Source organism: Actinoplanes sp. NPDC004185, from assembly GCF_053603475.1.
The window spans coordinates 171,603-185,178 of sequence record NZ_JBSGFR010000015.1 but is presented as its reverse complement, the minus strand read 5'-3'; the positions used below and the strand labels follow the sequence as shown (position 1 = coordinate 185,178).

Here is a 13,576-nt window from a genome sequence, read left to right as displayed (position 1 = left end):
ACGTTGGCTCTGCCGATGGGGGGGGGGGGCCGGGGCGACAGCGGCGATGATCGCGGTGACCGCCGTGGCCGTGCCGCAGGGCCTGCGGCTCACCTCGGGTGGCGACGGCACGCCCTGGGCCGGTGGCGGGGCGCCGTCGGCCATGCCGACCCCCTCCGCGGGGGGCGAGAACACCAAGCCGGCCTGGCCGCTCGACGGCAACGGTCAGCCGCAGGAGGATGCCACCGCCCGCTCGGGTGAGCGCTACGAGCAGGGCAAGAAGCTTCTGAACGAGCTGCTGGCCGTTGTCCCCGACGGCTGGAGCGCGCCGACCGGCGAGTCGAAGGACGGCATCCCCCTGCGGGACCACCAGGCCCAGGTCGAGGGCGACAACACCGGTTCGACCTGGGGCTATCTGGCCCAGGCGGCGATCGCCAAGGGTGGCCGGGCCGGGCACCTGCTGGCCGAGGTGCACACCAAGGGCAATGGCCTGCCCACCGAGCCGTGCGCTCTGGCCCGGCAGTTCTGGGGGCTCGGAGGTGACTGCGACGTGGTCACGGTCGGGAAGGCGAAGGTGGGCGTGTCGCGTGTGCCGAGCGGAACCGGCGGGGTGGAGCAGTGGGCGGCCTACCGGTACCCGGACGGCATCGTGGTCTACGTGGCACAGAGCCGCACGGCCACGAACGGCGAGAACGTCCAGCCGCCGCTGAGGAAGCTGCCGCTGACGGCGTCGCAGCTGGCCACCTTGGCCACCGACGACCGTTTCCACCTCAACTAATGGGGACTCAGGTGCCGCAGAACGTCTGGTAGGCGCCGAAGTCCTGGGGCGCGGGCGCGGCGTACCGCTCGAGGCCCGGGCGCTCGTCGTAGGGCTGGCTCACGGCCGCCACCAGCCGCTCCAGCGGATCCAGGTCGCCGTCCGTCGCCGCGGCCAGGGCCTCCTCGACCAGGTGGTTGCGCGGGATGTAGACGGGGTTGACCCGCGCCATCGCGCCGGCGTCCGGGCCCAGGGCCCGCCAGCGCGCCACCCAGGCGTCGACCGCGGCCAGGTCGATGAAGAGGCGACGGACCGGCTCGGCGTCATCGCGGGCCGCGCCGGCCAGCGTACGGAAGAACGACGTGAAGTCGACGTGGTCCGCGTGCAGCAGGGCGAGCAGGTCGTCGACCAGCGGCGACACCACAGTGGCGTCAACGCCGTCGGGCAGCCCCAGCTTGGCGCGCATCCCGGCCGACCACGCGGCGTTGTACGCGGGCCGGAAGCCACCGAGGGACTCCACCGCGAGCGCGACCGCCTGCTCCTGGTCGTCGTGCAGGAGCGGCAGCAGCGCCTCGGCGAGCCGGGCCAGGTTCCATTCGGCAATGGCCGGCTGGTTCCCGTACGCGTACCGCCCGCCGTGGTCGATGGAGCTGTAGACCGTGGCCGGGTCGAAGGACTCCATGAACGCGCACGGCCCGTAGTCGATGGTCTCGCCGGAGATCGTCATGTTGTCGGTGTTCATCACGCCGTGCACGAAGCCGACGAGCATCCACTGCGCCACCAGGGCGGCCTGGGCGGCCACGACTGCCTCGAACAGGGCCAGACACGGCTGCTCGGTGCCGGCGGCGTGCGGGTGGTGCCGGGCGATCGCGTGGTCGGCGAGCCGGCGCAGCAGCTCCGCGTCGCCGCCGGCCCGGGCGAACTGGAACGTGCCGACCCGGAGGTGGCTGGCGGCGACCCGGGCCAGCACGGCTCCCGGCAGCGGGGTCTCGCGGTGGACCGTGCGCCCGGTGGCCACCACGGCCAGGGCGCGGGTCGTCGGGATGCCCAGGGCGTGCATGGCCCGGCTGACCACGTACTCGCGGAGCATCGGGCCGACCGCGGCCAGGCCGTCGCCGCCGCGGGCGAACGGGGTGCGCCCGGAGCCCTTGAGGTGCAGGTCACGGACGGTGCCGTCGGCGTCGACGAGCTCGCCGAGCAGCAACGCGCGGCCGTCGCCCAGCCGTGGCGAGTAGCCGCCGAACTGGTGCCCGGCGTAGGCCTGGGCGACCGGGGTGGCGCCGTCGGGGACGGCGGTGCCGGTCAGCAGCCGGACACCTTCGGGGCTGCGCAGCTGAGCGGGGTCGAGGCCCAGCTCGGCCGCGAGCGCCTCGTCGAGCACGAGCAGCCGCGGCTCCGGCGTCTCCTCGGCCTGCCAGGGGATCGCCAGTCCGGCGAGCTCACGGGCGAAGCGGTTGGTCAGGACGACGGTCGACGACGGTGCGATGCTCACGCTTCCGAGCGTACGTCGGCGCTACTTCTCGAAGGCGAGCTGGTTGTACGGCGACCGGTCGTAGGGCGGGATCTCCCGGTACCCGGCTGCCCGGTACAGGGCGATAGCCTCGATGAGTGCGCTGTGCGTGCCCAGCCGCAGCGTCGTCGCCCCGTGCGCACACGCGTCGGCCTCCACCCGGTCCAGCAGTCGCCGGCCGAGCCCCAGCCCGCGCGCCGGCCCGTCGACCCACAGGTGGCGGATCTCGGCGATCCCGTCACCCAGGCGTCGCCACGCGCCACAACCCACAGGCCGGTCCTCCTCGTACGCCAGCAGCAGCGCCCCGCCGTCGCCGGTCAGCTCGGCCGGGTCCACCAGCGCCGCGTCGTCGTACCCCTCGGGGAAGCGGACGGCCAGCTCGGAGGCGTACGCGCGCAGGCACTGCCGGGCGTCGGGGGAGCCGGCGTCGACCGGCCGCACCGTGACCGCGGCCAGCCGCAGCAGGCGCCGGATCTGCTCCTGGGCGTCGACGAGCTGCCGGCGCTGCGTGGCGGAGAGCGGCTCCAGCAGCTCACTGATCCCCGCCCGCGAGCGCGCGTCGAGGTCGGCGCGTTCGCGTACCCCGGCCTCGGTCAGCTCGGCGACACGGACCCGCCGGTCCGCCGGGTGCGCACGGGTCCGGACCAGGCCCTGCTCCTGCAGCGACCGCAGCAGCCGGCTGAGGTAGCCGGAGTCCAGGCCGAGCCGGGACCGCAGGTCCCGGACATCGGCCTGCTCGCCGATCTCATAGAGCAGCCGGGCCTCGCTGAGCGGACGGTCCTGGCCGAGATAACGGTCGGTCAGCACGCCCAGGCGGCGGGTGTAGTAGCGGTTGAAGTCGCGGACCGTCTCGATTTGAGCGAGGGCAGCAGCGTCCATCGGGCGATGCTAGCGCGAAACCTCTGACTCAGGTCAGAGATTATCGCCGGCCGAGGGCCGCGCGACCATGCGTTGCTCGTGTTGCCTCGTCTCGGCGTTGATCTGGTGGGTGTGCGGGCGGTAGACGAGGTCGACCGGCCCCATGAGCTCCTGGCCGACGCCCCGGCGCCGAGTGCGGGCCGCGAGCCACGCGAGGGCGCCGAGGACGGCCGCGAGAACGGCGGCGGACACCAGCCACGGCACAATTTCTCCCATCCGGGCAGGTTACGCCCGGCTGTGCGGCCGGAAAAGCTCACCACGGGTACGGGCGAGCAGCTCGACCAGCGCACCGGCCGCGTCCTCGGCGACCGTCGGCGACAGTCCTCGCCGCGGCCAGACGGCGAGCGCGACCGGCTCCGGGGCTGGCAGGTCGGGGCGGGCCACCAGCCCGTCGAGGCCCTGTCCGAGGGTGGCCATCAGGCCCACGCCCAGCCCGGCCCGTACCGCCGCCTGCATCCCGGCCAGGTGGGCGGCCTCGCAGCCGACCTCCGCCGGCACCCCGTGTGCGGCCAGCGTCTCCAGCGCGCGGTTGCGGATGGCGCACGGCGCGTCGAAGGCCACCAGCGGGACCGGCTCGCCGGCGGCCGGTGGCGTCCAGCCCGGGGCGGCGTACCAGGTGAGCTCGAGCTCGCCGACCGCCCGGGCGTCCGGCTCGTCGGCCGGGCCGAGCAGCAGGGCCAGGTCGATCCGGCCCTCGGCCAGGGCGGTCCGCAGCTGGGCGCCGCGGTCGATCCGGAACCGGACCCGGTGGTCCGGGAAGCAGGCGGCCAGCTCGGGCAGCAGCTGGGCGGCGGCGTGCTCGGTCGAGCCGATCACCAGCGTGGGCTCGGCCTCCACGCCGAACTCGCGCAGCGTCTCGTCGTGCAGGGCGAGGATGCGGCGGGCCCGGGCCAGCAGCACCTCGCCGTCCGCGGTGAAGCGCGAGCCACGGCCGTCCCGCTCGACCAGCGTGCGGTCCACGGCCGCCTCCAGGCGGCGCACGTGCTGGCTCACCGCGCCCTGGGTCAGGTGCAGGGAGGCCGCGGCCCGCTGGAAGCCGCCGCAGTCCGCGACCGCCACGAAGCTGCGCAACGGCCCGATCCCCAGCAACCTACTCATCCCATCAGCTTACTAGGAATACGATGAGCTGCCGTGATGGGTTCCCATCACGTTCTTTCGTTGGACGGGGCGGCGCGGGCCTGCCGATACTCCTCACCATGCCCCGGAGAAACCTCAAGCTCGGCGCCGTCCTCATGGGGGTCGGTGGACCGGGCCAGCACGACACCTGGCTCAGCCCCGAGATCCCCGGCGACGCCAGCGTCGACATCCGCTGGTACATCGCCCGGGCCCAGCAAGCGGAGGCGGCGAAGTTCGACCACGTCTTCATCGTGGACAGCCAGTTCATCACCCCGGACTCGCCGCACCACTACCTCAACCGCCTCGAACCGCTCACGCTGCTGTCGGCGGTCGCCGTGCACACCTCCCACATCGGGCTGGTCGGCACGCTGACCACCTCGTACAACGACCCGTTCAACGTGGCCCGGCGGCTCGCCTCGCTCGACCTGATCAGCGGCGGCCGGGCCGGCTGGAACGTGGTGGCCACCGGCGACGGCGGCACGGCCGGCAACTACGGGCGCGCCGAGCACTACGACTACGCCACCCGCTACGGCCGGGCCCGGGAACACGTGCGGGTGGTCCAGGGACTGTGGGACTCGTACGAGGACGACGCGTTCCCCCGCGACAAGCAGGGCGGTGTCTTCTTCGACCGGTCCCGGCAGCACGCCCTGAATCACCGGGGTGAGCACTTCTCGGTGGCCGGGCCGCTGAACATCCAGCGCTCGCCGCAGGGCCGGCCGGTCATCTTCCAGGCCGGCGACTCCGACGAGGGCCGCGACCTCGGCGCCGGCATCGCGGACGCCATCTTCACCCACGCGCAGACCGTCGAGCAGGGCCAGGCGTTCGCCGCCGACATCCGGGCCCGCGCCGCCGCCCAGGGCCGCGATCCCGGAGATGTGCTCATCGTCCCCGGCATCAGCCTGATCATCGGCGACACCGACGAGCAGGCCCGTGAGAAGGAACGCCAGTCCCTGGCCGGCAAGGACTTCCACCGCGCGCTCAAGGAACTGGGCCGCCCGTTCGGCTGGCACGACTTCACCCGGTACGACCTGGACGCGCCGTTCCCCGAGGTCGGCCACCTCGGCGCGCTCAGCTTCAAGACGCAGGCCGACCAGATCACCCGGCTGGCCCGGGAGAACGGCTTCACCCTGCGCCAGACGGTGCAGCACTCGCTGGATGCGCGGCGCTCGCCGTTCGTCGGCTCCGCGCTGACCGTCGCGAACGAGATCCAGCGCTGGTACGAGGCCGGGGCCTTCGACGGCATCAACGTGACGGTGACCGTACCCAGCGAATTCGCCCTGTTCACCGACCGGGTGCTGCCGATCCTGCGGGAGCGCGGCGTGGTCCGCCGCGAGTACGAGGCCACCACCCTGCGCGGCCACCTCGGCCTGCCGATCCCGGAGAACGTGCACACCGCGGCCCGCCGCGCCGAACCCGACCTGGTCCGGGGCCGGGCGTGACCACCACTCCGCGTTTCCGGCTCGGCTTCCTCACCCACGTGCAGGGCCGCGGCGACCTGGCCACCACCTACCGCGACGCCCAGGAACTGTTCGTCGTCGCCGACGAGCTCGGCTTCGACGTCGGCTGGGTGGCCCAGCACCACATCCCGCTCGGCGGCGGGGGACTGTCGTCGCCGTGGCCGTTCCTGGCCCACGCGGCCGCCCGGACCCGCCGGATCCGGCTCTCCACCGCGATCACCATCCTGCCGCTGGAGAACCCGATCCGCCTGGCCGAAGACGTGGCGGTGGTGGACGCGCTCAGCGGCGGACGGGCCGAGATCGGCGTGGGCAGCGGCGCCGGCCCGGACGAGTACGCGGCCTTCGGCGCCGACTTCGACCAGAGACGCGAGCTGACCACGGCCGGCCTGGCCACCCTGCGCCGAGCGCTGTCCGACGAGGACCTCGGCCCGTCCGGCTTCTCGATCCAGCCGCCGGCGGGCGACTTCACCGACCGCATCTGGCAGGGCGTGTTCAGCGCCGCCGGAGCCCGGCACGCGGCCGCGGCCGGCACCAACCTGCTGCTCAACCGGGCCACCTACGGCTACGAGGAACCGACCGACGTGATCCAGCGGCCCTGGGCGGACGAGTTCCTGGCCGCCTGGGACCGCCCGCACCGACCCCGGATCGGCCTGTCCCGCTTCATCTTCCCGGCGCGGGACAAGCGCACCGCCCTGGCCCAGATCGGCGACGGCGTCCGGCGGGCCACCGAAGGCTTCGTCCGGCGCGGCGCGTTCCCGGCCGGGCTCGGCCTCGAGGACCAGCTGCGGCGCTTCCACGCCTTCCACGGCCACCCCGACGAGATCATCGCAGGGCTGCGGGCGGAGCGGGTGCTGCCGGTGGCCACCGACCTGATCGCCCAGTTCAACCCGGGCATCCCGGACCGCGACGCCGCGATCCGGGCCCTGGAACTCATCGCGACCGAGGTGGCGCCCGCCCTCGGCTGGAAACCGAAGGTGGACTGAGATGGCCGGCTACCGCGACTTCGCCGCGCCCGAGGGGGTCCGGATCCGTGGCACGGTGCTCGTGCTGCCCGGGCGGGGCGAGAGTCCTGCCGGGTACGGGCGGTTCGGCGCCCGGCTGGCCGCCGACGCCTACCAGGTCCGGGTGCTTGCGGCGCCCGCCGACCTGAACCGGGAGTCTCCGGCGCTCGTGACCGACCTCGCCGCGGCTCTGGCCGAGGCCCTGGACGACATCGAACTCGTTCGGCCGCTGGTGCTGGCCGGGGCCGACACGGGGGCGGCGGTGATCGCCGCGCTGGTGGCCCGCTCAGGTCCCGATCAGGTGTGGTGGCCGGACGCTGTTGTGCTGGCCGGGCTGCCGGGCTACGACGGGCGGCTGGGTGGGGGATGGGACGAGGAACTGGACGTCCGTACCCACTGCCCGGTGCACCGCGGTGTGCTCACCGCCGATCCGGCGGTGGTGCCCGGTTCGCTGGCTGAGGCTGCGCCGGCGGCCCTGCTCGACGCCGCGTACGGCAGCACGGCTGACGTGCCGCACCTGCTGCTGTCGGGCGACGCGGACCCGCTCGCCGGTCCCGCGGAGTTGAACCGCCTGGCCAAGTCGCTGCCGCTGGCTCGGCTGGCCGTCGTGCGCGGCGGCCACCACGAGGTGCTCAACGACCTGCAGCACCGGTCGGTGGCCGCGGAGATCGTCTCCTTCCTGGAAGCGGTACGCGGTGGAGTGCCGCCCGAGCCGCTCATCGAGGTCGTGGTCTCGGCCTGGTGAGCCTTCATCCGACTACGTCGGTCGCCGGCACCGTGGCTCAACCAGCCCTGAAACCGGACCGGGGACGACCGAGCCGGCGAGTTGTGTTCGCCCAGGCGTGCGATGCAGCATGAGTGGACGGTCGACGAGCGTTGCGAGGAGCATTCATGCCTTGGATGAGTATCTGGACCATCGGCGACACCAGTGAGAACGGTGTGGCGATCGAGGTCGACCGTGATGTCTACAAAGGCATGGATGAATTGCTGGCCGACGAGCGGGAAGTCGTCCGGGGTAAGCAGGGCCGGGTGTGGCGGCATTTCCCGGTCCGGAACATCGCGTCGGTTCGCTTCGACTGATCCTCGGCGGCGTCGGACGCGTTGTGGGTCCCCGCTCATCCGCCTGACCGATCGCCGTATGACAAAGGCTCGCCCTTCAGGCCCCAGCAACCATCGGCTTCGGCCGCCGCTTCGGCGGAACAACCGGCACGTTCCACACCCAATGCGGATCCTCGCCCTCAGAGACCGGGCGGTCGCACGGACACTCCCACGGCTCACCCGGATCCGTTGACGCCGGCGGCCAGAACCGCAGGCTCAACGACTTCGGCAGCGGCGTCCCCTCGAGCTCACCGACGTACAGGCGCGTCCGATGCCCGGCCTGCAAGATCGGCCCAGGGTTGCTGCTCAGGGGCACGCGCCCGCCGTGTTCGTGCATGCCGTCACCCATGAGCCGGTACGACCGGTCGGGTGTGAAGTCGAAGAAGACGTTGTCGCGTCCCGTGCGTTCATTACGGACCAGGACGAATTCCCTGACGCCGCGGGGGCGGTACGACTCATGGTCACGCTCGAGTTCGGCCTTGGCGACCTGCGCGGCCGACCTTGCGGACGCGGCGGACGCGTCGGCGGCCTTCTCGGCCGCGACGAGCGCCTGCTCGGCGGCCACGGCGCTGCGCTTGTTAGAGAGCCCGGTCCAGACGGACACGCCGATGGCGACCGCGCTGATGACGATGGCGATGATCGAGAGGGTCATGGCGGCGGACCGTACGCCGAGGGTGAGACAGTTCCGGCATTGGTGACGGACATCCCCGACACACCGGCCATCCAGGACGGCGGAGCTACGCCGCGCGGATGAACCGGGGACCACCCGCCGGCGCGCCGAGGTCATGGCTGTGGCGATGCCCGCCCGGGGGAGACGCAATGATCGGTACGTCATCGGCGGCGTCCACCGTCCGCCTCTACGGAGAGTGCACCGCGGCGGACCAGGCCAGCCGCGTCCGGAGGCCCCCGCGGCGACGGTACCGTCCCCGTCGATGAGGAAGCCGGCCCCAGCCTGTGGGGCTCGACAGCCCGCGGTCGCCGCCGACGAGCTGTTCGCGTTGCGGGAGATGAGCTTCGAGGTGCGCCCGGTCTCCACGGCCCTGCTGAACCCCCGGGCCGACCCGGTCGTTTCCTAGGGGCTGCCGTACGCGCAGCTCACCCCGACCGCCAAGGCGGCGGTCGGCGAGGTGCTGAGCCGCGGTGGCGTGGTGACTCGTGGCACGACCGGCGCGGCTTTCAACGCGGCGGCGGGCCACCGGCAGCCGACCGGGCCCGGCGTGGGCGGGCCGGAGCAGGCGGCGGTCGTCTCGGGCCGGACGGACCGCGGGGGCCGGGCGGTGCTTCTCGGCACCGGGCCGCTGTTCCGCGCCCACCCGAAGGGCCTGCACGCCCCCCTCTACCGGTCCGCCGACCGGCGCGGCAGCCGGCGAGCGGCGGAACAACCGCACCGCGAAGGGGATGACGCCCAGGCAGGTGGCCGCGATGGCGGTGAGCACGACGCCGACCCCGCCGGTCGAGTCGGCGCTCGCCGTCGCGGCGCCGACCCCGGCGAACGTGCCGACCCACAGCACTGTGCCCAGCGCCGACCAGCCCAGGAAGCGGCCGAACGGCATCCGCGCGACGCCGGCCACGATCGGCACGACCGCGTGGATCACCGCGACGAAGCGGACCGCCACCAGCGCCGGGGCGCCCCGTTCGCGCAGGTAGTCCTCGGCGCGGTCGAAGCGTTCGGCGCCGATGCGGCGGCCCAGGCGGGTGGTGCGCAGCCGGGTGCCGAAGACGCGGCCGATCGCGTACCCGCAGATCTGCCCGGTCAGGGCGCCCGCCGTGCCCGCCGCGACCGCCAGGGCGAAGCCGCCCGGGCCGTGCAGCGAGGCGGACAGCATGACCACCGACTCGCCGGGCACGAGCAGCCCGAGCAGGAACGTCATCTCGACGGCGGCCGAGAGGTACGTGAAGAGCAGGACCGACCACTCATCGAGCGTGGTCAGCCGGTCGACGAGAACGGTCGCGGCGTTGAACAGGTCTGCGAGCACACGATCAGCCTTGTCGATCGGTGTCGGCGGGGATATCGGTTTTAGCCCCGAGATACCCCTGATCCCGCCTCAGGGTGACCGAGGACACGCCGAGCGCCGACCCCCGGCGGGCGAAGTGTCGGCCCGGGGCACGCGAAAGGCCCGGCCGCGAACGGCCGGGCCTTGCTCGTCGGGCGGGGCGGTCAGGCCACCGGCGGGTACGTCGCGGCGTAGGAACGCTCTTCGGACGGCATCAGGATCCACAGCACCGGGTAGATCAGGATCTGGCTGCCGGGGATCACGAACAGGGTCAGGGCGAACAGCACCCGGGTCAGCCACGGGTCGAGCCCGAACCGGCGGGCCAGTCCCGCACACACGCCGGCGAGCATCCGGCCCTCGCGCGGGCGGACCAGTCCCTGGCGGGCCATGGAGTCGTGGACGGTGTTCATGGTGTCTCGCTTTCCTTGCCGGTGGCGTCGAACTTGACCCTTGAACAGTCTCATCCGGCCGACCCCAGGCACATCGGGGAACGACCCTGGCCGGGCCCTGACCCCACCTCTCGGGGTAGCGGGAATCAGCGTCCCTTGGCGAGCAGTCCGCGCGGGGACACCGACCACACCTGGTTCGGGCCCACGCCGTACCGCTCGAGGATCGCGTTGACGGCCAGGATCGCCGAGGCGGCCGCGCGTTCCATCAGCGCCGACGGGAACGGCATCCGGACCCAGTCGCCGGCCAGGTACAGCCCGTCGGCGTCGGTGACCACACCCGGGCGGTCCGCGTCGCTGCCCACGTTGAACGCGGGGGCGTCCTGGCCCACCCGTTCCTCGACGTGCAGGATCGTCATGTCGACCGTCTCGGGCCAGAGGCCGCCCAGTTCCGTCCACATCCGCTTGGTCAGCTCGGCCGCTTCCAGGCCGGTCGGCGCCGCGTACGCGTGCAGCTCGATGACCGACCCGCCGATGCGCCGCGCCCACTGGCCGGCGCCGCGTTCGATGCGGTGGTACAGCGTGACCGAGTCCAGCGTCGCCTCCCGGGAGACGCTGCTGAAGACCGCCCGTTCCGGCCGGCAGTCGCGGTCGGTCCAGAGCCGGCTGACCGCGTACGGGGCGGTGGTCTCGACCGCGGCGAGCTGGGCGGCCAGCTCGGGCGCGGGCCCGGCCAGGCCGGGCGAGGCTGCCGCGATGGTACGGGCGGCGCCGGGGTCAGCGGCGAGCACGACGTGGTCCGCGGTGAGCCGTTCGCCGTCGTCGAGGGTGACCGTCCAGCCCGGCTCGACGCTTGCGACGGTCGCGCCGGTGCGGATCTGCCCGCCCAGCGCCTCGAACTGGCGGGCCAGCGGCGACCAGATCGCCGTCTCGTAGTCCTGGGTGGGCGCGTCGAAGTCCAGGCCCTCCGGGTTGCGCAGGAAGTAGAAGTGGAACTGCATCAGCATCTCGGCCGCCGACATGTCCTCCTGGTGGTTGAAGAAGGAGTGGGCGAACACGTCGAAGAGCATGGCCCGGGCCCGCGGCGGCATGCCCAGCCCGTCGAGGAAGTCCTTGGCCGAGACGTCGTCGAAGCGCCGGTACGTCTCCTCGCGGTCGTAGCTGAGCAGCGGCAGGGCGGCGTTGCCGTCGAGTCCGCGCAGCTCGCGCAGCCGCATGCTGGGGGAGCGGGCCAGCAGCGCGAGCAGGTTGGCCGGCGGGGTCCTGGGCAGCCCGGCGAAGCTCTCCTCGGGCCATTCCTGCGAGATGATCGGGTAACGCCCGGCCGGCTGCAGGAACGACAGCGACGGGTCGATACGCCGCAGCACGTTGCGCCAGTTGTAGTACTGCCGGAAGAAGCCGTGGAAGCCGTGCTCGACCATGTGCCGGGTGCCGTCGGGCAGCGTGCTCGGCCAGGCGGCCAGCCGGCCACCGAGCTGGGCGGCCCGCTCCAGCAGGGTCACCCGGACGCCGCGTTCGGCGAGCAGCAGGGCCGCCGTCACGCCGGCGATCCCGCCGCCGACGACCACCGCGGTCACCGGCGTGGCCACGGTGCGGGGCAGCTCCGGGCGGGACCGTACGACACGGTGGGCGCGCTCGCCGCCAAGACGTCGGATCACGGTGTCAGGTCCCCCATCAGAAACGCGAAAGCGGGCCTATGCCCCGTCCGACGACCTTACAACCGCACTTCGCCCCGCTTTTCCGGCGCGGGCCGGAAATGACCGCTGCGTGGCGGGAACTGACCGGCCTCGCGGCCCGACCTGTCTGCCGGACGCCGAACGCCTCGGCGGCCCCCGCCCCCCGAGAACAGCCCGTGACCCGTCACGCGGCTGTGCCGCCGACCCCGAGGAACGCCGATGACGATCCCCGCCGCCCTGTCGCCGATCTCCGAGGACCACTGATGACGATCACGGAAAAGGCCGCGCCGGGTGCCGGCCCCCGCGACACCCCGGTACGGCGCCCGTCCGCGTTCGGGGCGCTGCTGCTGCGCCTGCACTTCTACGCAGGCGTCCTGGTCGCGCCGTTCCTGCTGGTGGCGGCGGTGACCGGACTGCTCTACACGATCACCCCGCAACTCGACGCGACCCTCTACGGCGACCAGCTCACCGTCGCGTCCGCCGGTGACGGCCCGGCGCTGCCGCTCGCGGACCAGATCGCGGCCGCCCGCGCCGATCATCCCGCCGGAACGCTGTCGGCGGTCCAGCCGGGCACGGGCGACACCACCACCCGGGTCGTGTTCTCCCAGCCCGACCTGGGCGAGAAGCAGCACACCGTCCACGTCGACCCGCGGACCGGCCGCGTGCAGGGCACGCTCACCACCTGGTACGGCTCCACCCCGGTCACCACCTGGCTCGACGATCTGCACCGCAATCTGCACCTCGGAGCGGCCGGCCGCTTCTACTCCGAGCTGGCCGCCAGCTGGCTCTGGGTGATCGCGCTCGGCGGTGTCGTCCTGTGGTGGCGGCGGTCGCGTGGTCGCCGGCTGCTCGTGCCCGACCTGTCCGCGAAGGGGGTGCGGCGTACCCGGAGCTGGCACGCGGCGACCGGCCTGTGGCTGGCGGTGGGCCTGCTGATCTTGTCCGCCACCGGCCTGACCTGGTCCCGGTATGCCGGTGGCACCTTCACCGCGGTGCTCGACACCTTCGACGCCCACCAGCCGGAGCTGGCCACGTCCGTCGCCGCCGAACCGGCCGGCGGGCATCACGGTGGCGCGGCGGGACCGGCCGAGGCTGTCGATCCGGCTGCTGCCGACACGGTCTGGAGGGTGGCGCGGCAGCACGGGATGACCGGGCCGGTCGAGCTGACCGTGCCGGAGGAGGCGAACGCCGCCTGGACGGTGGCGGGCATCGACACCACCTGGCCGGTCGGGCTGGACCGGGTCGCCGTCGATCCGCGGACCTCGGCGGTGGTGGCCCGCAGCGACTTCGCCGACTGGCCGGTGCTCGCCCAGATCAGCAAGCTCGGCGTGCAGGCCCACATGGGCCGGCTGTTCGGCGTGCTCAACCAGGTGCTGCTGGCGGCCCTGGCCCTGGGACTGATCTGCGTGATCGGGTGGGGCTACCGGATGTGGTGGCAGCGCCGGCCGACCCGGGCCGGGCGGCGGGCCGTGGTGGGTGCGCCACCGGCCCGTGGTGCGTGGCTGGGCCTGCCGGCCTGGGCCGTCGCGGTCGGTGTGCCGGCGGTGTTCGCCCTGGGCTGGGCGCTGCCGCTGTTCGGCGTTCCCCTGGCTGGTTTTCTGCTGGTGGACGCGATCACCGGCGGCCTCCGGGCGAGAAGGGCGACACCACGCACATGACGTGAGCACGCTCCGCATCGGCGACC

The 13,576-nt window shown here is 73.2% G+C and carries 14 protein-coding genes; 6 read left to right on the top strand and 8 right to left on the bottom strand.

The window, feature by feature from the left end:
• Positions 1–757: hypothetical protein (locus tag ACWEOZ_RS17900; RefSeq protein WP_451911792.1), on the top strand; the 757-nt coding region annotated here is incomplete at its 5' end.
• Between the two features lie 7 nt (positions 758–764).
• Here the strand turns inward: ACWEOZ_RS17900 and ACWEOZ_RS17895 are convergent.
• The 4 genes from ACWEOZ_RS17895 to ACWEOZ_RS17880 are packed head-to-tail and all read right to left on the bottom strand — an operon-like array spanning position 765 to position 4,262.
• On the bottom strand, positions 765–2,228 hold the full coding sequence (locus ACWEOZ_RS17895) for a protein adenylyltransferase SelO (RefSeq protein ID WP_451911791.1): 1,464 nt from the start codon (positions 2,226–2,228) through the stop codon (positions 765–767).
• Positions 2,229–2,249: 21 nt separating this feature from the next.
• Positions 2,250–3,125 (bottom strand): bifunctional helix-turn-helix transcriptional regulator/GNAT family N-acetyltransferase, encoded by an 876-nt coding sequence (locus ACWEOZ_RS17890; RefSeq protein ID WP_451911790.1) that lies wholly within the window; start codon positions 3,123–3,125, stop codon positions 2,250–2,252.
• Positions 3,126–3,158: 33 nt separating this feature from the next.
• Positions 3,159–3,380 (bottom strand): hypothetical protein, encoded by a 222-nt coding sequence (locus ACWEOZ_RS17885; protein ID WP_451911789.1) that lies wholly within the window; start codon positions 3,378–3,380, stop codon positions 3,159–3,161.
• A gap of 9 nt (positions 3,381–3,389) precedes the next feature.
• On the bottom strand, positions 3,390–4,262 hold the full coding sequence (locus ACWEOZ_RS17880; protein ID WP_451911788.1) for a LysR substrate-binding domain-containing protein: 873 nt from the start codon (positions 4,260–4,262) through the stop codon (positions 3,390–3,392).
• Between the two features lie 98 nt (positions 4,263–4,360).
• Here ACWEOZ_RS17880 and ACWEOZ_RS17875 point away from each other — a divergent pair, with 98 nt between their 5' ends.
• From ACWEOZ_RS17875 to ACWEOZ_RS17860, 4 genes are all read left to right on the top strand, one after another.
• Positions 4,361–5,719, top strand: a complete 1,359-nt coding sequence (locus ACWEOZ_RS17875) for an NtaA/DmoA family FMN-dependent monooxygenase (protein WP_451911787.1) — start codon at positions 4,361–4,363, stop codon at positions 5,717–5,719.
• The gene (locus ACWEOZ_RS17870; protein ID WP_451911786.1) at positions 5,716–6,720 is read left to right on the top strand and encodes an LLM class flavin-dependent oxidoreductase; all 1,005 of its coding nucleotides are present in this window, start codon (positions 5,716–5,718) and stop codon (positions 6,718–6,720) included. The genes ACWEOZ_RS17875 and ACWEOZ_RS17870 overlap by 4 nt, the downstream gene beginning before the upstream one ends.
• Before the next feature lies 1 nt (position 6,721).
• Positions 6,722–7,483 carry an alpha/beta hydrolase gene (locus tag ACWEOZ_RS17865; protein WP_451911785.1) on the top strand — a complete coding sequence of 254 codons (762 nt, stop codon included), beginning with the start codon at positions 6,722–6,724 and terminating at the stop codon, positions 7,481–7,483.
• Between the two features lie 155 nt (positions 7,484–7,638).
• The gene (locus tag ACWEOZ_RS17860; protein ID WP_451911784.1) at positions 7,639–7,818 is read left to right on the top strand and encodes a hypothetical protein; all 180 of its coding nucleotides are present in this window, start codon (positions 7,639–7,641) and stop codon (positions 7,816–7,818) included.
• 76 nt (positions 7,819–7,894) lie between these two features.
• On the opposite strand, the gene ACWEOZ_RS17855 is transcribed toward ACWEOZ_RS17860, so the two are convergent.
• The 4 genes from ACWEOZ_RS17855 to ACWEOZ_RS17840 all read right to left on the bottom strand — a co-directional run bounded on the left by ACWEOZ_RS17855 (position 7,895) and on the right by ACWEOZ_RS17840 (position 11,874).
• Entirely contained in the window at positions 7,895–8,488 is a 594-nt protein-coding gene (locus tag ACWEOZ_RS17855) for a hypothetical protein (RefSeq protein WP_451911783.1), read from the bottom strand.
• Between the two features lie 205 nt (positions 8,489–8,693).
• Complete coding sequence (locus ACWEOZ_RS17850) at positions 8,694–9,812, bottom strand: DedA family protein (RefSeq protein WP_451911782.1); 1,119 nt, start codon at positions 9,810–9,812, stop codon at positions 8,694–8,696.
• A gap of 182 nt (positions 9,813–9,994) precedes the next feature.
• Positions 9,995–10,240: a PspC domain-containing protein gene (locus ACWEOZ_RS17845; protein ID WP_451911781.1), complete on the bottom strand. Its 246-nt coding sequence runs from the start codon at positions 10,238–10,240 to the stop codon at positions 9,995–9,997.
• Between the two features lie 125 nt (positions 10,241–10,365).
• A complete protein-coding gene (locus ACWEOZ_RS17840; protein ID WP_451911780.1) occupies positions 10,366–11,874 on the bottom strand; it encodes an FAD-dependent oxidoreductase in 1,509 nt (502 codons plus the stop codon).
• Between the two features lie 281 nt (positions 11,875–12,155).
• Between ACWEOZ_RS17840 and ACWEOZ_RS17835 the strand changes: the two genes are divergently transcribed.
• Complete coding sequence (locus ACWEOZ_RS17835) at positions 12,156–13,550, top strand: PepSY-associated TM helix domain-containing protein (RefSeq protein WP_451911779.1); 1,395 nt, start codon at positions 12,156–12,158, stop codon at positions 13,548–13,550.
• Positions 13,551–13,576 lie beyond the last annotated feature (26 nt).

Coding starts and splice junctions, on each gene's coding strand:
- ACWEOZ_RS17890 (WP_451911790.1), bottom strand. CDS start 3,125: ATGGACGCTGCTGCCCTCGCTCAAATCGAGACGGTCCGCGACTTCAAC.
- ACWEOZ_RS17885 (WP_451911789.1), bottom strand. CDS start 3,380: ATGGGAGAAATTGTGCCGTGGCTGGTGTCCGCCGCCGTTCTCGCGGCC.
- ACWEOZ_RS17880 (WP_451911788.1), bottom strand. CDS start 4,262: ATGAGTAGGTTGCTGGGGATCGGGCCGTTGCGCAGCTTCGTGGCGGTC.
- ACWEOZ_RS17875 (WP_451911787.1), top strand. CDS start 4,361: ATGCCCCGGAGAAACCTCAAGCTCGGCGCCGTCCTCATGGGGGTCGGT.
- ACWEOZ_RS17865 (WP_451911785.1), top strand. CDS start 6,722: ATGGCCGGCTACCGCGACTTCGCCGCGCCCGAGGGGGTCCGGATCCGT.
- ACWEOZ_RS17860 (WP_451911784.1), top strand. CDS start 7,639: ATGAGTATCTGGACCATCGGCGACACCAGTGAGAACGGTGTGGCGATC.
- ACWEOZ_RS17855 (WP_451911783.1), bottom strand. CDS start 8,488: ATGACCCTCTCGATCATCGCCATCGTCATCAGCGCGGTCGCCATCGGC.
- ACWEOZ_RS17845 (WP_451911781.1), bottom strand. CDS start 10,240: ATGAACACCGTCCACGACTCCATGGCCCGCCAGGGACTGGTCCGCCCG.
- ACWEOZ_RS17835 (WP_451911779.1), top strand. CDS start 12,156: ATGACGATCACGGAAAAGGCCGCGCCGGGTGCCGGCCCCCGCGACACC.